Source organism: Pantoea vagans, from assembly GCF_004792415.1.
Classification (GTDB): domain Bacteria; phylum Pseudomonadota; class Gammaproteobacteria; order Enterobacterales; family Enterobacteriaceae; genus Pantoea; species Pantoea vagans.
Map to the genome: position 1 here is coordinate 2,943,295 of NZ_CP038853.1, position 22,423 is coordinate 2,965,717.

General features: G+C 55.4%; 23 protein-coding genes. 21 read left to right on the forward strand and 2 right to left on the reverse strand.

Annotated elements, in window-relative coordinates; translation table 11 throughout:
• The first annotated feature begins 68 nt into the window (after nucleotides 1–68).
• The 8 genes from EGO56_RS13910 (at nucleotide 69) to EGO56_RS13945 (ending at nucleotide 7,845) form a co-directional block, all read left to right on the forward strand.
• Nucleotides 69–1,130 (forward strand): PhoH family protein, encoded by a 1,062-nt coding sequence (locus EGO56_RS13910; protein ID WP_013357113.1) that lies wholly within the window; start codon nucleotides 69–71, stop codon nucleotides 1,128–1,130.
• Nucleotides 1,127–1,600 carry an rRNA maturation RNase YbeY gene (gene ybeY, locus EGO56_RS13915; protein ID WP_135909750.1) on the forward strand — a complete coding sequence of 158 codons (474 nt, stop codon included), beginning with the start codon at nucleotides 1,127–1,129 and terminating at the stop codon, nucleotides 1,598–1,600. Before EGO56_RS13910 ends, ybeY begins: the two co-directional genes overlap by 4 nt.
• A gap of 82 nt (nucleotides 1,601–1,682) precedes the next feature.
• The gene (gene corC / locus EGO56_RS13920) at nucleotides 1,683–2,564 is read left to right on the forward strand and encodes a CNNM family magnesium/cobalt transport protein CorC (protein ID WP_013357111.1); all 882 of its coding nucleotides are present in this window, start codon (nucleotides 1,683–1,685) and stop codon (nucleotides 2,562–2,564) included.
• Nucleotides 2,565–2,568: 4 nt separating this feature from the next.
• Nucleotides 2,569–4,092: an apolipoprotein N-acyltransferase gene (gene lnt, locus EGO56_RS13925; protein WP_135909752.1), complete on the forward strand. Its 1,524-nt coding sequence runs from the start codon at nucleotides 2,569–2,571 to the stop codon at nucleotides 4,090–4,092.
• Between the two features lie 435 nt (nucleotides 4,093–4,527).
• The gene (locus EGO56_RS13930; protein ID WP_135909754.1) at nucleotides 4,528–5,424 is read left to right on the forward strand and encodes an amino acid ABC transporter substrate-binding protein; all 897 of its coding nucleotides are present in this window, start codon (nucleotides 4,528–4,530) and stop codon (nucleotides 5,422–5,424) included.
• A gap of 277 nt (nucleotides 5,425–5,701) precedes the next feature.
• On the forward strand, nucleotides 5,702–6,442 hold the full coding sequence (locus tag EGO56_RS13935) for an amino acid ABC transporter permease (RefSeq protein WP_013357107.1): 741 nt from the start codon (nucleotides 5,702–5,704) through the stop codon (nucleotides 6,440–6,442).
• Complete coding sequence (gltK, locus tag EGO56_RS13940; protein ID WP_013357106.1) at nucleotides 6,442–7,119, forward strand: glutamate/aspartate ABC transporter permease GltK; 678 nt, start codon at nucleotides 6,442–6,444, stop codon at nucleotides 7,117–7,119. The genes EGO56_RS13935 and gltK overlap by 1 nt, the downstream gene beginning before the upstream one ends.
• Nucleotides 7,120–7,845 (forward strand): amino acid ABC transporter ATP-binding protein, encoded by a 726-nt coding sequence (locus tag EGO56_RS13945; protein ID WP_135909756.1) that lies wholly within the window; start codon nucleotides 7,120–7,122, stop codon nucleotides 7,843–7,845.
• 44 nt (nucleotides 7,846–7,889) lie between these two features.
• Here the strand turns inward: EGO56_RS13945 and EGO56_RS13950 are convergent, their stop codons facing one another.
• Nucleotides 7,890–8,372, reverse strand: coding sequence for a zinc ribbon-containing protein (locus EGO56_RS13950; protein ID WP_033731844.1), 483 nt, complete (start codon nucleotides 8,370–8,372; stop codon nucleotides 7,890–7,892).
• A gap of 222 nt (nucleotides 8,373–8,594) precedes the next feature.
• Between EGO56_RS13950 and leuS the strand changes: the two genes are divergently transcribed.
• The 13 genes from leuS (at nucleotide 8,595) to lipA (ending at nucleotide 22,077) form a co-directional block, all read left to right on the forward strand.
• A complete protein-coding gene (gene leuS, locus EGO56_RS13955; RefSeq protein WP_135909758.1) occupies nucleotides 8,595–11,177 on the forward strand; it encodes a leucine--tRNA ligase in 2,583 nt (860 codons plus the stop codon).
• 14 nt (nucleotides 11,178–11,191) lie between these two features.
• On the forward strand, nucleotides 11,192–11,791 hold the full coding sequence (gene lptE / locus EGO56_RS13960) for an LPS assembly lipoprotein LptE (RefSeq protein WP_135909760.1): 600 nt from the start codon (nucleotides 11,192–11,194) through the stop codon (nucleotides 11,789–11,791).
• Nucleotides 11,788–12,819 (forward strand): DNA polymerase III subunit delta, encoded by a 1,032-nt coding sequence (gene holA / locus EGO56_RS13965; RefSeq protein WP_135909762.1) that lies wholly within the window; start codon nucleotides 11,788–11,790, stop codon nucleotides 12,817–12,819. The genes lptE and holA overlap by 4 nt, the downstream gene beginning before the upstream one ends.
• Nucleotides 12,812–13,456 (forward strand): nicotinate-nucleotide adenylyltransferase, encoded by a 645-nt coding sequence (gene nadD / locus EGO56_RS13970; RefSeq protein WP_135909764.1) that lies wholly within the window; start codon nucleotides 12,812–12,814, stop codon nucleotides 13,454–13,456. Before holA ends, nadD begins: the two co-directional genes overlap by 8 nt.
• A 91-nt stretch (nucleotides 13,457–13,547) precedes the next feature.
• A complete protein-coding gene (gene rsfS / locus EGO56_RS13975; RefSeq protein ID WP_013357099.1) occupies nucleotides 13,548–13,865 on the forward strand; it encodes a ribosome silencing factor in 318 nt (105 codons plus the stop codon).
• 3 nt (nucleotides 13,866–13,868) lie between these two features.
• Entirely contained in the window at nucleotides 13,869–14,339 is a 471-nt protein-coding gene (gene rlmH / locus EGO56_RS13980; protein WP_013357098.1) for a 23S rRNA (pseudouridine(1915)-N(3))-methyltransferase RlmH, read from the forward strand.
• Nucleotides 14,340–14,373: 34 nt separating this feature from the next.
• Nucleotides 14,374–16,278 (forward strand): peptidoglycan DD-transpeptidase MrdA, encoded by a 1,905-nt coding sequence (gene mrdA / locus EGO56_RS13985; protein WP_013357097.1) that lies wholly within the window; start codon nucleotides 14,374–14,376, stop codon nucleotides 16,276–16,278.
• An 8-nt stretch (nucleotides 16,279–16,286) separates the two neighbouring features.
• The gene (gene mrdB / locus EGO56_RS13990; protein ID WP_033784531.1) at nucleotides 16,287–17,399 is read left to right on the forward strand and encodes a peptidoglycan glycosyltransferase MrdB; all 1,113 of its coding nucleotides are present in this window, start codon (nucleotides 16,287–16,289) and stop codon (nucleotides 17,397–17,399) included.
• Between the two features lie 10 nt (nucleotides 17,400–17,409).
• The gene (rlpA, locus tag EGO56_RS13995) at nucleotides 17,410–18,495 is read left to right on the forward strand and encodes an endolytic peptidoglycan transglycosylase RlpA (protein ID WP_135909766.1); all 1,086 of its coding nucleotides are present in this window, start codon (nucleotides 17,410–17,412) and stop codon (nucleotides 18,493–18,495) included.
• Between the two features lie 131 nt (nucleotides 18,496–18,626).
• The gene (gene dacA / locus EGO56_RS14000; protein ID WP_033732040.1) at nucleotides 18,627–19,838 is read left to right on the forward strand and encodes a D-alanyl-D-alanine carboxypeptidase DacA; all 1,212 of its coding nucleotides are present in this window, start codon (nucleotides 18,627–18,629) and stop codon (nucleotides 19,836–19,838) included.
• A gap of 100 nt (nucleotides 19,839–19,938) precedes the next feature.
• Nucleotides 19,939–20,202 carry a DUF493 family protein YbeD gene (gene ybeD, locus EGO56_RS14005; RefSeq protein WP_013357093.1) on the forward strand — a complete coding sequence of 88 codons (264 nt, stop codon included), beginning with the start codon at nucleotides 19,939–19,941 and terminating at the stop codon, nucleotides 20,200–20,202.
• Between the two features lie 80 nt (nucleotides 20,203–20,282).
• The gene (lipB, locus tag EGO56_RS14010) at nucleotides 20,283–20,942 is read left to right on the forward strand and encodes a lipoyl(octanoyl) transferase LipB (protein WP_135909768.1); all 660 of its coding nucleotides are present in this window, start codon (nucleotides 20,283–20,285) and stop codon (nucleotides 20,940–20,942) included.
• A 169-nt stretch (nucleotides 20,943–21,111) separates the two neighbouring features.
• On the forward strand, nucleotides 21,112–22,077 hold the full coding sequence (lipA, locus tag EGO56_RS14015; RefSeq protein ID WP_135909770.1) for a lipoyl synthase: 966 nt from the start codon (nucleotides 21,112–21,114) through the stop codon (nucleotides 22,075–22,077).
• 121 nt (nucleotides 22,078–22,198) lie between these two features.
• On the opposite strand, the gene tatE is transcribed toward lipA, so the two are convergent.
• Complete coding sequence (tatE, locus tag EGO56_RS14020; RefSeq protein ID WP_003854033.1) at nucleotides 22,199–22,402, reverse strand: twin-arginine translocase subunit TatE; 204 nt, start codon at nucleotides 22,400–22,402, stop codon at nucleotides 22,199–22,201.
• Between the last annotated feature and the right edge of the window lie 21 nt (nucleotides 22,403–22,423).

Here is a 22,423-nt window from a genome sequence, read left to right on the forward strand (position 1 = left end):
ATCCGGTTAAGCCCAACGGTGCGTCAGACACATCCCATAACTGGCCCTGAGTGACCCAAAGGATTCGTTTGAATATCGAAACTCGTGAAATTGCCCTTGAACCGGCTGATAACCGTCGTCTGATGAGCCTGTGCGGGCCTTTCGACGATAATGTGAAACAGCTTGAGCGTCGTCTGGGCATTGAGATCAATCGTCGCGACAACGTCTTTAAGCTGGTGGGACGCCCACTTTGCGTTAATGCCGCCGCAGATATTCTGAAGACCCTGTATGTCGATACCGCGCCGATGCGTGGTGAGATTCCGGATATTGAGCCTGACCAGATTCACCTGGCGATTAAAGAGAGCCGGGTACTGGAGCAAACCGCTGAAAGCGTGCCGGAGTACGGTAAAGCGGTCAACATTAAGACCAAGCGTGGTGTGATCAAACCGCGCACGCCAAATCAGGCCCAGTACATCGCGAATGTGCTCGACCACGACATTACCTTTGGTGTCGGCCCGGCCGGTACCGGTAAAACCTATCTGGCGGTGGCCGCAGCGGTGGATGCGCTGGAACGTCAGGAGATTCGCCGCATCATGCTGACCCGCCCTGCCGTCGAAGCGGGTGAAAAGCTCGGCTTCCTGCCAGGCGACCTGAGCCAGAAAGTCGACCCTTATCTGCGTCCGCTCTACGATGCGCTGTTTGAAATGCTCGGCTTCGAGCGCGTTGAAAAGCTGATGGAGCGCAACGTTATTGAAGTTGCCCCGCTAGCTTACATGCGCGGTCGAACCCTGAACGATGCGTTCATCATTCTTGATGAAAGCCAGAACACCACCATCGAGCAGATGAAGATGTTTCTGACGCGCATCGGCTTTAACTCCAAAGCGGTCATAACCGGTGACGTCACCCAGATCGACCTGCCGCGTCACGTCAAGTCGGGCCTGCGTCATGCTATCGAGGTGCTGGCAGACGTGGAAGAGATCAGCTTTAACTTCTTCCACAGCGAAGATGTGGTGCGCCATCCGGTCGTTGCCCGCATTGTCACCGCTTATGAAGCCTGGGAAGCCGCCGATCAGACCCGCCGTGACCAGCAGGCAGAAGAGCGTAAACGTGAAGCGCTGGCAGCACAGAGCGCCACGCAGGAGAGCAAATGAGCGAGGTGATTCTCGACCTGCAGGTCGCCTGTGATAACACCGCTGATCTGCCTGATGAACGCCAGTTTCACCGCTGGCTCTCAGCGGCTGTGACCCCTTTCCAGCCCGAAAGCGAAGTCACAGTACGTCTGGTTGATGAAGCGGAAAGTCATGAGCTTAATCTGACTTATCGTGGCAAAGATAAGCCAACCAACGTCCTCTCCTTCCCGTTTGAAGCGCCGCCGGGCATTGAGCTGCCGCTGCTGGGCGATCTGATCATCTGCCGTCAGGTGGTTGAGCAGGAAGCGGCAGAACAGGGAAAAAGCGTTGAAGCCCACTGGGCACACATGGTGGTACACGGTACGCTCCATCTGCTGGGTTACGACCATATTGAAGATGACGAAGCTGACGAGATGGAAGGACTGGAGACCGAGATAATGCTTGCTCTTGGGTATCCTGATCCGTACATTTCGGAGAAAGAAGACGCCTGAATCCTGAATTCAGGCAATCCGGCTGTCAGCACGGTTTGCTGACAGCCCCCATTCCTCACCAGAGAGATCTTTAAAAACCGCCATGAGCGACGACCATTCTCAAAACAGCGATGCACCCAGTAGTAAAAAGGGATTTTTCTCCCTGTTGATCAACCAACTCTTTCACGGTGAACCAAAAAACCGTGATGAGCTCCTGGAGCTGATCCGCGACTCGAATAACAAAGAGCTGATTGACCAGGACACCCGCGACATGCTCGAAGGGGTTCTGGATATTGCGGAGCAGCGCGTGCGTGACATCATGATCCCGCGTTCGCAAATGATCACCCTGAAACGTAATCAGAGCCTCGAAGAGTGTCTGGATGTCATTATCGACTCTGCGCATTCCCGCTTCCCGGTGATCAGCGAAGACAAAGATCATGTGGAAGGGATTCTGATGGCGAAAGATCTGCTGCCGTTTATGAGCAGTGAATCAGAACCGTTCAGCATTGAGAAAGTGCTGCGTCCTGCGGTGGTGGTGCCTGAAAGTAAACGTGTTGACCGGATGCTGAAAGAGTTCCGCTCACAGCGTTATCACATGGCGATTGTTATTGATGAGTTTGGTGGTGTCTCTGGCCTGGTCACTATCGAAGACATTCTTGAGCTGATCGTGGGTGAGATTGAAGATGAGTATGACGATGAAGAAGATCGTGATATCCGTCAGCTCAACCGTCATACCTTCACGGTGCGCGCACTGACCGCCATTGAAGATTTCAATGAGGTATTTGGCACACAGTTCAGTGATGATGAAGTCGACACCATTGGTGGTCTGGTCATGCAGGGCTTCGGCCATCTGCCCGCTCGCGGTGAAAGCATCGAGATTGAGGGTTACCAGTTCAAGGTGGCGATGGCTGACAGCCGCCGCATCATCCAGGTTCACGTGACTATTCCGGAAAATTCGCCACAACCCCAACTGGAAGACGAATAAGTCTATGGCTTTAGCCTCACTCTACCCGCGGCAGCGGGTTCGCCTGCTGCTGGCTTTAATAACGGGTGCACTGGGCACCCTCGCCTTCTCTCCTTACGATTTCTGGCCTGCCGCCCTGCTCTCGCTGTGCGGTTTACAACTGCTGACCCTGAACCGCTCAAGCCCGCAGGCCACGGCGATAGGCTTTGTGTGGGGAGTGGGTCTGTTCGGCAGCGGCATTAACTGGGTCTATGTCAGTGTTGCCACCTTTGGCGGCATGCCTGGTCCGGTCAATGTCTTTATCGTGGCGCTGCTGGCGGCCTATCTGGCGGTCTATCCGGCGCTGTTTGCGGGCGTACTGAATCGCCTCTGGCCGCGCACGACGCTATGGCGCATGGCGCTGGCAGCACCGGCATTGTGGCAGATGACTGAGTTTCTGCGCGGCTGGGTGCTGACCGGCTTCCCGTGGCTGCAGTTTGGTTACAGCCAGATCGACGGTCCGTTAAAAGGCCTGGCCCCGCTGGCGGGCGTCGAGACCCTGACCTTCCTGCTGATGGTCATTGCAGGCCTGCTGGCTTATGCCCTCCAGCAGCGCAACGTCAGAAGTCTGGTGGCCGCGTTGCTGCTGCTGGCTCTGCCGTGGCCGCTGCGCTACATCCAGTGGGTTCAGCCAATGCCGGAGCGTGCTGTCGACGTGGCGCTGGTACAGGGAAATATCCCGCAGTCGATGAAGTGGGACCCGCAGCAACTGCTCACGACCCTGCGCATCTATAACGGTCTGAGCCAGCCGCTGATGGGTAAAGCGCCGATTATTATCTGGCCTGAATCGGCGATAACCGATCTGGAAAGTAATCAGCAGCCGTTCCTGCGTTCGCTGGATGACGAATTGCGTGAGCGCGGCAGTTCGCTGGTCACCGGCATCGTTGACTCCCGGCTGGAGCAGAATCGTTATCACGACTACAACACCGTGATCGTGCTGGGCGGCAAAACGCCGTACAACTACTTCAGCGGCAATCGTTACCAGAAGAATCATCTGGTGCCGTTTGGCGAATTTGTGCCGCTGGCCGATCTGCTGCGTCCGCTGGCCCCGTTCTTCGATCTGCCCATGTCAGCCTTCAGCCGTGGCAACTATCTCCAGCCGCAACTCAGCGTGGCGGGCTATAACCTGACCAGCGCCATCTGTTATGAGATTGTGCTCGGTGAACAGGTGCGGGCCAACTTCCATCCCGACACTAACTTCCTGCTGACCGTTTCGAACGATGCCTGGTTTGGTCACTCAATCGGCCCGTGGCAGCACTTCCAGATGGCAAGGATGCGGGCGCTGGAGCTGGGACGTCCGCTGTTGCGCAGCACCAACAACGGCGTGACGGCGGTGGTCAATGCCAGTGGTGATGTGGAAGCGATGCTGCCGCAGTTTACCCGCGATGTGCTGACCAGCAAGGTCACGCCGACGCAGGGGGAAACCCCGTATGCGCGGACGGGCATCTGGCCAGTCTGGTCACTGACGCTGCTGGCGGCGTTGATAGCTCTGCTGCGTCGACGCCGGTAATCTATCCGATCCTTAAAGGCGAAGCGCAGGCTTCGCCTTTTTCTTTGCTCGCTCCCCGGTATATCTCACTCCCCCGACCACATACTCTGCTGCCTTTCTCGCCCTGTACCGCTTTCTGGCACGATGATTGCAGAATGTTTCACTGTTTTTCGCCAACAGGCGGATTGCAGGCGCCGACGCCTGGCCGGTTGCACCAAAACAGTCGCCTCTGCTGCACCGTTAACGCGCAGCACAAGATATTTGCCTTTTTTTGGTGCGGATCGCCTCGCAAAAAAGAAACTTTTTTGTTTCATTGCGTTAACAATCCGCTATGTTAGTGACTCTTCTGCGCCCATTTAACCCGCAGAATGAGCAGAAACGCAGCAAAAAACAGACACAACATCATAATCAGCACAGGTAATAGCCTGGGCCTTTTTCATACGAAGGAGTTGGAACATGCAACTACGCAAAGTGGCATTATCTCTTCTGCTGATCAGCGCAGCGGCGGGAGCGGCCCAGGCGGAAGATCTCAGCGGCACCCTGAAGAAGATCAATGACAATGGCGTCATTGTGGTCGGGCATCGCGAATCATCAGTTCCCTTTTCTTACTATGACAACCAGCAAAAAGTCGTCGGCTATTCACAGGCTTACTCAAACGCCATTGTGGAAGCCATTAAAGCGAAGCTGAAAAAGCCGGACCTGCAGGTCAAAATGATTCCGATCACCTCACAAAACCGTATTCCGCTGCTGCAAAACGGCACCTACGATTATGAGTGTGGCTCCACTACCAACAACCTTGAGCGCCAGAAACAGGCCGCGTTCTCTGACACCATTTTTGTCATCGGCACCCGTCTGCTGGTTAAAAAAGATGGCCCGATCAAAGACTTCGCCGATCTGAAAGGCAAAACCGTGGTCGTGACTTCAGGAACCACCTCTGAAGTGCTGCTGCATAAACTCAATGACGAACAGAAACTGGATATGCGCATCATCAGCGCCAAAGATCACGGTGACTCTTTCCGTACGCTGGAAACCGGTCGTGCCGTGGCTTTCATGATGGATGATGCTCTGCTGGCCGGCGAACGCGCCAAAGCCAAAAAGCCGGATAACTGGGAAATTTTAGGTACGCCACAGTCAAAAGAGGCCTATGGCTGCATGCTGCGTAAAGATGATCCGCAGTTTAAAGCGCTGGTCGATGAAACCATTGCTAAAGCCCAGACCTCTGGTCAGGCAGAAAAATGGTTCGATACCTGGTTCAAACAGCCGATTCCACCAAAGAATCTGAACATGAACTTTGAACTCTCTGATGACATGAAAGCCCTGTTCAAAACGCCAAATGACAAAGCACTGAATTAACAAAAAAATACCCAATGGATCTCAGATTGCATTGAGGCGGCAGGAGAATGCATCCCGGTGAACTTACTCAGGTAAGGCATTTGGATGAGTGAACATAGCCAACAAAAATGCCTGAAAGACGGCGGGTATAACAAGGGCGGCCTGGCTGCCCTCTCGATTGCTGAAACCGCGGCATGGACAGACAGACTGACACGGGTCGTTCCCCTGAGTCAGGAAATAAAACGCCGTTCATCAATCTTCAGGGTAGCTTAGCTACCCTTTTTTTCCGGAGCTCGTTATGGGTATCGATTGGAACTGGGGCATATTCCTCGAACAGGCCCCGTTCGGTAACACGACCTACCTCGGCTGGCTGTGGTCCGGTTTTCAGGTGACGATCGCCGTCTCCTGCTGTGCCTGGATTATCGCCTTCTGCGTGGGTTCATTTTTCGGCATTCTGCGCACCGTGCCGAATCGCCTGCTGTCGACCATTGGCACCTGCTATGTTGAACTATTTCGTAATATCCCGCTGATCGTCCAGTTCTTCTTCTGGTATCTGGTCGCGCCCGAACTGGTGGGCGAAAAGCTTGGCATGTGGTTTAAGTCGGAGCTGGACCCCAACATTCAGTTCTTCCTCTCTTCAATGATCTGTCTTGGCCTGTTTACCGCCGCCCGCGTCTGCGAGCAGGTGCGCGCAGCCATTCAGTCACTGCCGGCAGGACAGAAAAATGCCGGTCTGGCGATGGGACTAACGCTGCCGCAGACCTATCGCTATGTCCTGCTGCCGAATGCGTATCGCGTGATTGTGCCGCCGATGACCTCGGAAATGCTGAACCTGGTGAAGAACTCCGCTATCGCCTCCACCATTGGTCTGGTCGATATGGCGGCGCAGGCGGGCAAACTGCTCGACTATTCTGCTCACGCCTATGAATCCTTTACCGCCATTACGCTGGCCTATGTCGCGATTAACCTGGTAATTATGTTGTTGATGAGTCTGGTCGAGCGCAAAGTCCGGCTGCCAGGCAATGCGGGAGGCAAGTAATGTACGACTTTGACTGGAGTTCGATTACCCCCAGCCTGCCCTATCTGCTTAACGGCTTAGTGATTACCTTCAAGATCACCATTACCGCCGTGGTCTTCGGCATTCTGTGGGGCACCCTGCTGGCGGTGATGCGTCTGTCGAGCTTTAAGCCCGTTAGCTGGTTCGCCAAAATCTACGTCAACCTGTTCCGCTCGGTGCCGCTGGTGATGGTGCTGCTGTGGTTCTATCTGGTGGTGCCGAGTTTCCTGCAGCAGGTGCTGGGCCTGTCGCCGAAAACCGATATCCGGCTGATTTCCGCCATGGTCGCCTTTTCGCTGTTTGAAGCGGCCTACTACTCCGAAATCATTCGTGCCGGCATCATCAGTATTTCGCGTGGACAGGGCAACGCCGCGCTGGCGCTGGGTATGACACAGTGGCAGGCAATGCGCCTGATCATCCTGCCGCAGGCGTTCCGCGCCATGGTTCCGCTGTTACTGACGCAGGGTATCGTGCTGTTCCAGGATACCTCGCTGGTCTATGTCTTAAGCCTGGCGGACTTCTTCCGTACCGCGTCCACCATTGGTGAGCGCGACGGCACCCAGGTTGAAATGGTTCTGTTTGCAGGTCTGGTCTACTTCGTTATCAGCCTGAGCGCATCGCTGTTGGTCAGCTATCTGAAAAGAAAAAGGACGGTTTAAATGATTAGCCTGAAAAATGTTTCTAAGTGGTATGGTCACTTTCAGGTGCTGACCGACTGCTCAACCGAGGTCAAAACCGGTGAGGTAGTGGTGGTCTGCGGGCCGTCCGGCTCCGGTAAATCGACGCTGATCAAAACGGTGAACGGACTTGAGCCGGTTCAGCAGGGCGTGATTGCGGTCAACAGCACCGAGGTGAATAACAAAAAAACCAACCTTGCGCAGCTTCGCAGTCAGGTCGGGATGGTGTTCCAGCACTTCGAGCTGTTCCCCCATCTGAGCATTATCAACAACCTGGTGCTGGCGCAGGTAAAAGTGCTGAAGCGTGACAAAGCGGCGGCTCGCGATAAAGGGCTGAAACTGCTGAAGCGTGTGGGACTGTCAGCGCATGCCGAGAAGTTTCCTGGCCAGCTCTCCGGCGGTCAGCAGCAGCGCGTGGCGATTGCACGTGCGCTCTGCATGGATCCTATCGCGATGCTGTTTGATGAACCGACCTCCGCGCTGGATCCGGAAATGATCAACGAAGTGCTGGATGTGATGGTTGAGCTGGCGCAGGAGGGAATGACGATGATGGTGGTAACACACGAGATGGGCTTTGCCCGTAAAGTGGCCAATCGCGTGATCTTCATGGACGAAGGGAAAATTATTGAAGACACCAATAAAGATGACTTCTTTAATAACCCACAGTCTGACCGCGCGAAAGATTTCCTCGCTAAAATTCTGCACTAAATAACCTATGCGGGTCACCTGAGTGGCCCGCATCGTTGTTGTTATCAGGGTTCAAAAGGCTGACGCTGAAACTGGTCGTTGCCGCATTCCGGACAGCGCGACAGGGTTTCCGGCGTATAGATCGCCCGGGTAAACTGACACTTCTCACACACCAGATTGCCCAGCCCCACCACTTCTCCGCTCTGATACACACCGTGATGATGCAGATCCTGGAAGACTTCGCGCCACTCCAGCTGACTTTTATCGGTGATATCCGCCAGCTCTTTCCAGACGCTCTCACGAATAATGCGCATAAACAGTGAATCCGCCAGCGGCTCTTCCACATCGGTATAACTGCGTGCAAACTCGCCCAAATCACGGCGCACCGAGCTCAGCGCCTGATCAATCTCTTCTTCCGTCATGTCATCGCGCACCCGTAACTGGCTGCGTCGCCCGGCAATCAGCTCATCAAGGTTACGATCGCCCTGACGGAGACGTTCGGTCAGTACGGCTAACGACTCGCGATATTCCTGAGCTACTTTATTCATTTTATTCTCCTTTATGCAGACCCTCGCTGAATTAAGTTTAGTCGCAATGCGGCTTTTGCCGTGTCGTCTGTACAGTGAATTACAAAAGGGTGAAGAGGCTGACGCTTTCAGCAGAAATCGTGCCAGCAAAAGTGGGAAGTGTTGTTGATACGCGGCCTTATGGGTATGCTATGCGGATCGTAGAGCCCGAAAAATGTTATTCATAAAGGACCACAGGCAGCCATGCAAGAGCAATACCGCCCGGAAGAGATTGAATCCCGTGTGCAGCAACACTGGGATGAAAACGAAACGTTTAAAGTGACTGAGCAGGAAGGTAAAGAGAAATACTATTGCCTCTCCATGTTGCCCTATCCTTCTGGCCGCCTGCATATGGGCCACGTTCGTAACTACACCATCGGCGACGTAATCGCGCGTTATCAGCGTATGCTCGGCAAAAACGTACTACAGCCGATTGGCTGGGATGCTTTCGGCCTGCCTGCGGAAGGCGCTGCGGTTAAAAACAACACCGCACCGGCCCCCTGGACATACGACAACATCGCCTACATGAAAAACCAGCTTAAACTGCTGGGCTTTGGCTATGACTGGAGTCGTGAATTGGCGACCTGCCAGCCAGAGTACTATCGCTGGGAACAGTGGTTCTTCACTAAACTGTATGAGAAAGGCCTGGTCTATAAAAAAACTTCCGCCGTGAACTGGTGCCCGAACGATCAGACGGTGCTGGCGAACGAGCAGGTGATCGATGGCTGCTGCTGGCGCTGCGACACTAAAGTTGAGCGCAAAGAGATCCCGCAGTGGTTTATCAAAATCACTGATTATGCGGAAGAGCTGCTGAACGATCTGGATACGCTGGAAGAGTGGCCTGAGCAGGTCAAAACCATGCAGCGTAACTGGATTGGCCGTTCTGAAGGCGTCGAAATCACGTTCGACGTGGCTGACAGCGAAGAGAAAGTCACCGTCTACACTACCCGCCCGGATACCTTTATCGGCGCAACCTATGTTGCCGTTGCGGCAGGTCATCCGCTGGCAACCCAGGCGTCGGTGAACAACCCGGCACTGGCTGACTTTATCGCTGAATGCCGCAATACCAAAGTGGCCGAAGCCGATATGGCGACCATGGAGAAGAAAGGCATGGCGACCGGCCTGTCTGTTATTCATCCGCTGACCGGCGAGCTTCTCCCTGTATGGGTCGCTAACTTCGTGCTGATGGAATATGGTACCGGCGCAGTCATGGCGGTCCCGGCGCACGACCAGCGCGACTGGGAATTTGCCACTAAATACGATCTGGCGATCAAGCCAGTGGTACTCAACCTGGATGGCTCTATTCCTGACGTCAGCGCCGCAGCAATGACCGACAAAGGCGCGCTGTTTAACTCAGGTGAGTTCAACGGTCTGGATCACGCCGCAGGGTTTACCGCCATTGCAGATTCTCTGGCGGCAAAAGGCGTGGGCGTGCGTAAAGTGAACTACCGTCTGCGCGACTGGGGTGTTTCCCGTCAGCGCTACTGGGGCGCACCAATCCCAATGGTCACGCTGGAAGATGGCACCGTAATGCCGACACCTGAAGACCAGCTGCCGGTGATCCTGCCGGAAGATGTGGTGATGGATGGCATTACCAGCCCGATCAAAGCGGATCCGGAGTGGGCGAAAACCACCGTAAATGGCCAGCCTGCTCTGCGTGAAACCGACACCTTCGACACCTTCATGGAGTCCTCCTGGTACTACGCGCGCTATACCTGCGCCAGCTACAAGGAAGGCATGCTGGATCCGGCTGCGGCAAACTACTGGCTGCCGGTCGATCAGTATGTGGGTGGTATTGAACACGCCATCATGCACCTGATGTATTTCCGCTTCTTCCACAAGCTGCTGCGTGACGCGGGCCTGGTGAATTCCAATGAGCCAGCCAAACGTCTGCTTTGCCAGGGCATGGTGCTGGCTGACGCCTTCTACTACCTCGGTAACAACGGCGAGCGTAACTGGGTTTCACCGGTTGACGTTGAGGTTGAGCGTGACGAGAAAGGCCGCATTGTTAAAGCGGTGGATACGCAGGGCCGCGAAGTGATCTACGCGGGCATGAGTAAAATGTCGAAGTCGAAAAACAACGGCATCGACCCACAGCTGATGGTTGAGCGTTACGGCGCGGATACCGTGCGTCTGTTCATGATGTTTGCTTCACCGGCAGATATGACGCTGGAGTGGCAGGAGTCGGGCGTTGAAGGGGCTAACCGCTTCCTGAAGCGTGTCTGGAAGCTGGTCTACGAGCACACCTCACAGGGTGCGACCGTGGCGCTGGATGTGAAGAGCCTGAATGACGAGCAGAAATCGCTGCGTCGTGACCTGCACAAAACCATCGCCAAAGTGGCGGATGATATTGGTCGTCGTCAGACCTTCAACACCGCCATTGCAGCGATTATGGAGCTGATGAACAAACTGGCGCGTGCCCCGCAGGAAAGCGAGCAGGATCGCGCTCTGATGCAGGAAGCGCTGCTGGCTATCGTCCGGCTGCTCTATCCGTTTACCCCGCACGCCTGCTATGTTCTGTGGCAGACGCTGGGTGGCGAAGGCACCATCGACGAAGCGAGCTGGCCGGTGGCTGATGAAGCCGCTATGGTTGAAGATTCACTGCTGGTCGTGGTGCAGGTGAACGGTAAAGTGCGTGGCAAAATTACCGTACCTGCCGATGCAACACAGGAACAGGTTCAGGCACGCGCTGCGCAGGAGCATCTGGTGGCGAAGTATCTGGACGGCGTGACTATCCGTAAAGTCATTTATGTACCGGGCAAACTGCTTAACCTGGTCGTAGGTTAAGTTCAGGAGGAACTGTGCGACATCCGATTATCAGGCTGTTTGTCATGCTGGCGGTGGTGATCACCGCTGGCTGTGGTTTTCATCCGCGCGGCACCACGCAGGTGCCCAGCGAACTGAAAACCCTGATTGTTTCAACCGGCGATCCGTATGGACCGCTGGCGCGTACCGTGCGTCAGCAACTGCGTATCAACGATGTCACCATCGTTGAAGACACTAAACAGAACCGCACCGATATTCCGACGCTGCGTCTGGGTCCTGAGGCGTCGGGACGTAACACCGCATCGGTCTTTATCAGCGGCACCTCTGCTGAGTATCAGCTGGTCATGACCCTTACGGCGCAGGTCCTGTTGCCGGGCAAAGGAATCTACCCAATCAGCACCACGGTTTATCGTTCATTCTTCGATAACCCGAATGCTGCGCTGGCGAAAGATGCTGAGCAGGAGCTGATTACGCAGGAGATGCGTCAGCGTGCTGCCGAACAGCTGGTACGTAAACTGCTGACCGTGCATGCTGCACAGATCAACAACAAAGAGACCTTACCGGCGTCAGTGATTCCGGTTCCGGGTCAGGGTTCACAGGAAGCACCGTCTTCCTCTGCTACCAGCCTGCAATGATCAGGATTTACCCTGAGCAACTCAGCGCGCAGCTCCGTGAGGGGCTGCGCGCCTGTTATTTGTTAGCCGGAAACGAACCGCTGCTGTTGCAGGAGAGTGCGGATGCCATCCGTGCCGCCGCAACCGCGCAGGGATTTGAAGAGCATTTTAGTTTTACGCTGGATGCCCAGACTGACTGGGAGAGCCTGTTTGTCAGCTGTCAGTCACTGAGTCTGTTTGCGCAGCGTCAGACCATGACGCTGCAATTCCCCGAGAATGGCCCCAACGCCGCAATGGCCGAGCAGCTGGTTAAGCTCTCTAATCTGCTGCACGCCGATATTCTGCTGATCTGCCGGATGCCAAAGCTGACCAAAGCGCAGGAAAACAGCGCCTGGTTTAAAGCGTTGTCCGCCTCTGCAGTTTTAGTGCCCTGCCAGACGCCCGAACAGGCGCAACTGCCGCGCTGGGTCGTGAATCGCGCTAAGGCGCTGAAACTCTCGGTCGATGACGCGGCTGTGCAGCTGTTGTGTTACTGCTATGAAGGTAATCTGCTGGCGCTGGCCCAGGCGCTGGAGCGTCTCTCGCTGCAGTGGCCTGACGGCAAGCTGACCCTGCCCCGTGTTGAAGAGGCAGTCAGCGATGCCGCACACTTTACCCCCTTCCACTGGGTGGATGCTCTGCTGGCGGGTAAGAGCCGTCGCGCGCTGCATATCCTGCATCAGCTGGAGAAAGAAGAGAGCGAGGTCGTGATTCTGCTGCGTACGCTGCAGCGCGATTTGCTGACACTGCTGCATCTGCAGCGCCACCAGGCACAGCAGCCGCTGCGTACCCTGATGGATCAGCAGCGTATCTGGCAGAACCGTCGCGCGCTGTTCACCGACGCACTGCAACGCCTGGACGCCACGCGTCTGCAACGCGCGATTCATCTGCTCAGTCAGATTGAGATCACCCTGAAGCAGGACTATGGGCAGCCGGTGTGGCCGCAGTTACAGACCCTGACGCTGCTGCTCAGCAGTCGTGCTTTTCCGACGAGTTTTGCCCATGTCTGAGTTACACGCACTGTTCGGTGGCACCTTCGACCCGATTCATTTTGGTCATCTGCGTCCGGTCGAAGCGCTGGCTCAGCAGACTGGCTTACAGCGTGTCACGCTGCTGCCCAATAATGTGCCACCGCATCGTCCGCAACCGGAAGCCAGCGCCGTTCAGCGGGTCGCGATGCTGCGATGTGCGATCCGCGGCTTACCGCTGTTTGAGATCGATACCCGTGAGCTGGAGCGCGACACCCCCTCCTGGACCGTAACCACTCTGGAAGCCTGGCGCGCCGAACGCGGTGCCGCGCAGCCGCTGGGCTTTATTATTGGTCAGGATTCCCTGCTGAGCTTAGCAAAATGGCATCGCTGGCAGGATCTGCTGTCGCTTTGTCATCTGCTGGTGTGCCAGCGCCCCGGCTATCCGACCCGGTTTGACGCGCCGGAGATGCAGGACTGGCTCGAACAACACCTTGCTCAGGATATCCGGCAGTTGCATCAGCAGCCCGCAGGCCATATCTGGCTGGCGGAAACCCCACTCTATGACATTTCGGCGACTGAAATCCGTCGCCGTCGCCATCAGAACCAGCCCTGCGACGACCTGTTGCCCGCGGCAGTTATCGACTATATCGACCGCGAAGGCTTATATCGCGACTGATCCGGGCATGCTATACTGCGCCGCTTAAATTTTGGCTGCACTCTCCGGGCTTACAGCCAGCCCGATACCACCAGATTCCAAGGGGAACCTTTTGCAAGGTAAAGCACTCCAAGAGTTCGTTATTGATAAGATTGATGATCTCAAAGGCCAGGACATTGTCACCATTGACGTTCAGGGCAAATCCAGCATCACCGATTTCATGATCATTTGCACCGGCACCTCCACGCGTCATGTGACTTCGATCGCAGAACACGTTGAGCAGGAATCCCGTTTAGCGGGCCTGATGCCATTAGGCATTGAAGGCAAAGGCGCGGCAGACTGGGTCGTGGTTGATCTGGGTGATGTCATCGTACATGTGATGCAGGAAGAGAGTCGCCAGCTGTATGAGCTGGAAAAACTCTGGGGCTAATCGGTGAAACTGCAACTTGTTGCCGTCGGCACAAAAATGCCCGACTGGGTGCAGACCGGTTTCATGGAATATCTGCGCCGCTTCCCGAAAGATATGCCGTTTGAGCTGACCGAAGTCACCGCAGGTAAACGCGGCAAAAATGCTGATATCAAACGCATCCTTGAAAAAGAGGGTGAAGCGATGTTGGCGGCGGTCGGCAAAGGCAATCGCATCGTCACGCTGGATATTCCTGGCCAACCGTGGGAAACCCCGCAGCTGGCGCAGCAGCTTGAACGCTGGAAGCTGGATGGTCGCGATGTCAGCCTGCTGATTGGCGGGCCTGAAGGCCTGGCTCCCGCCTGTAAAGCGGCGGCAGAACAGAGCTGGTCACTGTCAGCATTGACGTTGCCTCATCCGCTGGTGCGCGTGCTGGTGGCCGAAAGTCTGTACCGGGCCTGGAGTATAACGACTAATCATCCTTATCATCGTGAATGACCGATCAGCCCACATCAGACATGACAAGTAGCGGATGAAATTACAAAGCAACGCCTTTCGCGATTACAGCGCCGAACAGAAACTCTTTGTCCGTCGGGCGTTCATCGCCTTCGTCGGTATCTTACTGCTCTCTTCAGTACTGGTAGTTAACCTTTACCATCTGCAGATTCTTCGCTTTGATGATTACAGCACCCGCTCCAACCAGAACCGCATTAAACTGGTGCCCGTCGCGCCCAGCCGCGGCATTATCTACGATCGCACTGGCACGCCGCTGGCACTGAACCGCACCATCTATCAGGCAGAACTGGTGCCGGAGAAAGTTGATAACCTGCAGCAGACGCTGGAAAACTTACGCCCTGTTCTTGAGCTGACGGACGAAGACCTCGAAAACTTTCAGAAAGAGCGCAAACGCTCGCGTCGCTTTACCTCCATTCCGGTTAAAACCGGTCTGAATGAAGTTCAGGTGGCACGCTTTGCGGTCAATCAGTACCGCTTTCCCGGCGTGGAAGTTAAAGGTTATCAGCGCCGCTACTACCCCTACGGCGCCACGCTGACGCATGTGGTCGGCTACGTCTCAAAAATCAACGATCGTGACGTTGCACGCCTCGATAAAGAAGGCATATGGCCGAACTACGCCGCCACGCACGACATCGGCAAGCTGGGCATTGAAGCGTATTACGAGAGTCTGCTGCACGGCAAAACCGGCTTTGAAGAGGTTGAGGTTAACAACCGGGGCCGGGTAATTCGCCAGCTGCATGAGGAGTCACCTCAGGCTGGCCGTGATATCTATCTGACTATCGATCTCAAACTGCAGCAGTATGTCGAGACCCTGCTGGCGGGCAGTCGCGCTGCTGTTGTCGTCAGCGATCCGCGCACCGGCGAAATTCTCGCCATGGTCTCCACACCCAGTTACGATGCCAACCTGTTTGTCGACGGTATTTCCAGTAAGGATTATCGCGGCCTGCTGGAAGATGAAAATCGCCCACTCTATAACCGTGCGATTCAGGCGGCTTACCCACCGGCTTCAACAGTGAAACCTTATGTGGCGGTCTCTGCCATGAGTGCAGGCGTGATTAACCGCAACACCAGCCTGTTTGATCCGGGCTGGTGGCAGCTTCCTGGTTCAGAAAAGCGTTTCCGCGACTGGAAAAAGTGGGGGCACGGTCGTCTTAACGTTACCAAAGCGCTGGAGGAGTCTGCCGATACCTTCTTCTATCAGGTCGCCTATGACATGGGTATCGACCGACTGTCAGAGTGGATGAATAAATTCGGTTACGGCAGCCGGACCGGTATCGACTTACCGCAGGAGAGCGCCGGTAACATGCCGACCCGCGACTGGAAAATGAAACGCTTTAAAAAGCCGTGGTATCAGGGTGACACCATTCCGGTGGGGATCGGCCAGGGTTACTGGACGGCTACCCCGCTGCAGATGAACAAAGCGATGATGATTCTGATCAACGACGGCGTCGTCAAGGTGCCGCATATGCTGCGCGCCACCCGCGAAGGCCGGACCCTTGTGCCCTATCGCCAGCCGCCAGAAGCCCCGATCGGTGATATCCATTCCGGCTACTGGGAAATCGCTAAAGATGGCATGTACGGCGTGGCGAATCGCCCCAATGGCACCGCACATAAGAGCTTTGCTGATGCGCCGTATAAAATCGCCGCCAAATCCGGTACGGCGCAGGTCTTTGGCCTGAAAGAGAACGAAACCTATAACGCCCACAGAATTGCTGAACGATTACGCGACCATAAATTAATGACCGCGTTTGCCCCTTATGACAAACCTCGGGTCGCAGTGACCATTATCCTGGAAAACGGGGGCGCCGGTCCGGCTGTCGGCACCGTCATGCGCCAGATTCTGGATCACATTATGTTGGGTGATAACAATACTGTCCTGCCGGACGCCGCCCCTGTGCCGCCCGGTTATGAAGGTGAATAAACATGTCGATGCAAGATAGTCCGCAGAAACGATCGATCTGGATGCGCATCCACATCGATCCGCTGTTTATGCTGATCATTCTCGGCCTGCTGACCTACAGCGCCGTGGTGATCTGGAGTGCCAGTGGTCAGGATCCCGGCATGATGGAGCGTAAACTCGGTCAGATCGCGATGGGACTGGTGATCATGATTGTGCTGGCGCAGGTGCCGCCGCGCGTTTATGAGGGCTGGGCACCCTATCTCTATATTGTCTGCGTCATTCTGCTGGTGGCGGTCGATGCCTTCGGGCAGATCAGTAAAGGCGCACAGCGCTGGCTCGATCTCGGCTTTGTTCGCTTTCAGCCCTCGGAGATTGCCAAAATCGCGGTACCGCTGATGGTGGCGCGCTTTATTAACCGCGATGTCTGTCCGCCAACCCTGAAAAACACCGGCATTGCGCTGTTGCTGATCTTCGTGCCGACCCTACTGGTCGCCGCACAGCCCGATCTCGGCACCTCGATTCTGGTTGCTGCTTCCGGTTTGTTTGTCCTGTTCCTTTCGGGAATGAGCTGGAAACTGATTGGCGTCGCCGTCCTGCTGGTCGCGGCTTTTATCCCGATTCTGTGGTTCTTCCTGATGCACGACTATCAGCGTGACCGCGTTATGATGCTGCTCGACCCGGAAACAGATCCGCTGGGTGCCGGTTATCACATCATACAGTCGAAAATCGCCATCGGTTCAGGCGGACTGCGCGGCAAAGGCTGGCTGCAGGGCACCCAATCTCAGCTGGAATTTTTGCCGGAGCGTCATACCGACTTTATCTTCGCGGTTCTGGCCGAAGAGTTAGGTCTGGTCGGCGTGCTGCTGCTGCTGACCCTTTATCTGCTGCTGATTATGCGGGGACTGGTTGTCGCAGCCCGTGCGCAGACCACGTTTGGCCGGGTCATGGCGGGCGGTTTAATGCTGATTTTATTCGTTTATGTTTTCGTTAACATTGGCATGGTTAGTGGTATCTTACCGGTAGTTGGCGTGCCGCTGCCGCTGGTCAGCTATGGCGGCTCCGCGCTTATCGTGCTTATGGCGGGATTCGGCATTGTGATGTCGATCCACACTCACCGAAAAATGTTATCTAAAAGTGTCTAAGAGGCTGCAGATGCGTAAGGAATGGCTTGGCGTTGCACTGGCATCACTGGTTCTGGCGGCCTGTACCACGCCCGAACCCCAAAATACGGCGCCGCCGAAACCGGCTTACAATGGACCGGTCGTAGAGATTCCAGGCGTTGAGCCTCGTTATGAGCCAGTTAATCCGGGCACCAGCCAGGATTACAGCGTTAACGGCAAAAATTATCGCATCATCAAAGATCCGTCGAACTACAGCGAGGTCGGCCTGGCCACATGGTACGGCGAAGAGGCACAGGGCAACCGCACCGCCACCGGCGAAGCCTACGATCCCGATGCGCTGACGGCCGCCCACCCTACTCTGCCGCTGCCGAGCTATGTGCGCGTGACCAATATCGCGAATGGCCGTCAGATTGTGGTGCGCGTTAACGATCGCGGCCCCTACACGCCAGGACGCATCATCGACCTGTCGCGGGCAGCCGGTGACCGTCTGAACATCTCCAATAATTCACGGGTGCGGGTCGACTATATCAAGGTGGCTCCCGACGGTACGCTCTCAGGCCCGGGCACCATTGGTACTGTGGTCGCCAAACAGAGCTACTCGCTGCCCGCCCGCCCGGACCTGAGTGGTGGTGCGGTGATGAATGGCGGCAGCGCCGCAAACGCTGAACCGCCTGCCCAAAACGTGGAAGCCATCAGCAACAGCACGTTGCAGGGCGGTGACAACATGGGCGCGCCGGTACAGAGCAGCGGCTTTCTTGGCGCACCTCAGCCATTAGCGAACGGCGTGCTGGAAGGCAGTGAACCACCCGCCGCCGCGCCCGTCACTGCACCGGCCGCTGCTCCTGTAGCCGCCAGCGCCGCGCCGGCAGCCAGCAGTGGTGCCGCAGCCGGATATGTTGTGCAGGTCGGTGCACTGAATGACCCGGCACGTGCTCAGCAGATGATGAAAAGCCTGAGCCAGCGTTACGGTGTGCCCGGCAAGGTCGAAGACGCGGGCAACAACGTTTATCGCGTTCAGCTCGGTGGCTACAGCTCCCGCGCTGAAGCGGCTGCGCTGCAACAGCGCCTGAGCAGTGAAGGCCAGACCGCCTCATTTATTACTAACACGCGTCGCTGATCGGTTTATCAGGCAGCGACACGTTACGTCTGCTAACAACCCAATCATCACGCCCGGTGCCAGACTCACTGGCATTGGGTATGATGAGTGACATTTTTAACCTCAAACTCACGGATGTTGTAGTCCTACACATGAACACGCTGAAATCATCTCGTTTGCTGAAACGCCTGACAGTGGGATCACTGATCGCTTTCTCTCTCAGCCATGCTGCTATTGCTGATGACGTCAATCTCAAGACCATGATTCCGGGCGTGCCGGACATTGATGCCGAAGCGTATGTCCTTATCGACTACAACTCGGGCAAAGTGCTGGCAGAGAAAAACGCCGATGCACGCCGCGATCCTGCCAGTCTGACCAAGATGATGACCAGCTATGTCATTGGACAGGCCGTGAAAGCGGGCAAAATTCATCAGGACGATATGGTCACCGTCGGTCCGGATGCCTGGGCCACCGGGAACCCGGTCTTCAAAGGCTCCTCGCTGATGTTCCTGAAGCCAGGCGACCGCGTACCGGTTTCTCAGCTGACTCGTGGGATTGTGCTGCAGTCCGGTAACGACGCCTGTGTTGCGATGGCTGACTATGTCGCCGGCAGCCAGGATGCCTTCGTTAATCTGATGAACAACTATGTTAAAGCGATTGGCCTGCAGAATACTCACTTCGGGACCGTCCATGGTCTGGACGCTGAAGGTCAGTACAGCTCCGCGCGCGACATGGCGCTGATTGGCCAGGCGCTGATCCGCGACGTGCCGGAAGAGTATGCTGTTTATAAAGAGAAAGAGTTCACGTTCAACAATATCCGCCAGATGAACCGCAACGGTCTGCTGTGGGACACCAACCTGAACGTGGATGGGATCAAAACCGGTCATACTAACTCAGCCGGTTACAACCTGGTGGCGTCAGCGACCGAGGGCCAGATGCGCCTGATCTCTGCGGTCATGGGCGGTCATACCTTCAAAGGTCGTGAAACTGAGAGCAAGAAACTGCTCACCTGGGGCTTCCGTTTCTTTGAAACCGTTGCGCCACTGAAAGCGGGTAAAGAGTTTGCTTCTGAGCCGGTCTGGTTTGGTGATAATGACCGTGTACAACTGGGCGTGGAAAAAGATGCTTACCTGACCATTCCGCGTGGCCGTATGAAAGATCTGAAAGCCAGCTATGTGCTGACCAACACAGAACTGCATGCCCCACTGAAGAAAAACCAGGTTGTCGGCAGCATCAACTTCCAGCTGGATGGCAAGACGATCGAACAGCGTCCGCTGGTGGTGCTGAACGAGATCTCTGAGGGTGGTTTCTTTGGCCGTATCGTGGATTACATCAAACTGATGTTCCATCACTGGTTCGGTTAAGCGTAAAGGGTGATTGAAAAATCGCCCCTTCGTCCCCATTACCAGATATTATGATGCTCCCGCTCAGGCGGGAGCCTGTTTTTTATGCACCGGAGTAAATATGAAAACCAAACTGAATGAGCTGCTCGAATTTCCTACCCCGTTTACCTATAAAGTAATGGGTCTGGCGCAACCGGAGCTGGTTGATCAAGTGGTTGAAGTGGTGCAACGTCATGCGCCCGGCGACTACAGCCCTGAAGTTAAGCCGAGCAGCAAAGGCAACTATCACTCCGTAAACATTACTATCAACGCCACCCACATTGAGCAGGTCGAACGCCTGTACGAAGAGCTGGGCCAGATCGAAATTGTGCGGATGGTACTGTAATTTACGGGTCGGCAAGGCGCCGCTACCTGACGGTTTGCCGACGTTATCCTCAGCGTTTTTTCCTTTAGCGGGCTATCGCTTTGTCAGTTGAAACCCTCTTTGTCCGCCAGTCCGGTCTGTGCGACTGGCAATCCGTCTCCGACGCTATGCACCACTATACTGACCAGCGCGATGACCAGAGTCGTGACGAAATCTGGCTGGTCGAACATCCTCCGGTCTTTACGCAGGGTCAGGCGGGAAAAGCAGAACATCTGCTGATGCCCGGTGATATTCCGGTGGTGCAGAGCGATCGTGGCGGTCAGGTCACCTATCACGGGCCGGGACAACAGGTCATGTATGTCCTGATCGATGTAAAACGCCGTAAGCTCGGCGTGCGCCAGCTGGTGACTTTTCTTGAAGAGACGGTGATCGCTACGCTGGCAGAGTTCGGCGTCAGCGCCCGCGCCCGCGCAGATGCACCCGGCGTCTATGTCGGAGAAGAGAAAATCTGCTCGCTGGGATTGCGCATTCGCAAAGGCTGCTCGTTTCACGGTCTGGCGCTGAATGTGGCCATGGATTTATCACCTTTCCTGCGCATCAATCCCTGTGGTTACGCCGGGATGAGCATGACTCAGTTAAAACATTTCCAGCCAGAGGTGACCACAGAGCAGGTGCGCGCTCCGCTGGTCAGCGCCTTTGCGCGGCTGGCAGGTTATGAAAATGTTGAATGGATAGCAGGCGATCTTCCTGTTAAGCCTTAACGCAGAATGCGAATTTACAAATATGTAACTTTTCAGCGCTGACGGTGGCTGCTTCGCAGGCGATGAGATGATATAATTTTTGCACTTTTTTCAAATAAAGTTGAAAGCCCCCTTCCCGGTTTGAGTGGGAACGCTTTCAAATCGCAATCCGACCGGAACCTGCTGATTTATGAGTAAACCAATTCAGATGGAACGCGGCGTCAAATATCGTGACGCAGACAAAATGGCGCTGATCCCGGTGAAAACCGTGGCTGTTGAACGGCAGGAGATGTTGCGTAAGCCGGAATGGATGAAAATCAAGCTGCCAGCCGACTCCAGTCGTATTCAGGGTATTAAAGCTGCAATGCGCAAAAACGGGCTGCACTCGGTCTGTGAAGAGGCGTCCTGCCCTAACCTTGCCGAATGCTTCAACCACGGCACCGCCACCTTTATGATCCTGGGTGCAATCTGTACCCGTCGTTGTCCGTTCTGCGATGTGGCGCATGGCCGTCCTAATGCACCGGATGCTAACGAACCCACTAAACTGGCGCAGACGATTGCCGATATGGGCCTGCGCTACGTGGTCATCACCTCGGTTGACCGTGATGATTTACGTGATGGCGGCGCGCAGCACTTTGCCGACTGCATCAGCGCGATTCGCGAAAAAAATCCCACTATTAAAATTGAAACGCTGGTGCCGGATTTCCGTGGCCGTATGGATCGCGCACTGGAGATTCTTACCGCGACGCCACCGGATGTGTTTAACCACAACCTGGAAAACGTACCGCGTGTTTACCGCCAGGTGCGTCCAGGCGCGAACTACGAGTGGTCACTGAAGCTGCTGGAGCGTTTCAAAGAAGCGCATCCGCATATCCCGACTAAATCGGGTCTGATGGTGGGCCTGGGTGAAACCAACGCCGAAATCGTTGAGGTGATGCGCGATCTGCGTCGCCACGGCGTCACCATGCTGACGCTGGGACAGTATCTGCAGCCGAGCCGCCATCACCTGCCGGTTCAGCGCTACGTCAGCCCAGCCGAGTTCGATGAGATGAAAGCAGAAGCGATGGCGATGGGCTTTACCCATGCCGCGTGCGGTCCGTTTGTCCGCTCTTCCTATCATGCGGATATGCAGGCTAAAGGCGAAGAAGTGAAATAATCACGAAGCCTTTCAGAAAGCTTAAAAAACAAAAAACCAGACTGGGAACAGCCTGGTTTTTTTATACGTGCCTGAAATGGCCTGAAATAAAAAGTAACAGTTATTTGCAGCAAATAACCGATTAATCTTTATGAACGACGCGTTCTGCCGGCACGTCTTCAGCCGTTGTTCGGGTTGCACTGGTATCTTCGTCTTTCATGGCTTTTTTGAAGCCCTTGATCGCGGAGCCCAGATCGCCGCCCAGAGAGCGCAACTTATTGGTACCAAAAAGCAGTACGATAAGCGCACCGATAATCAGCAGCTTGGCAATACTGATACCTTCCATATTTAACCTTTCAACTTTATC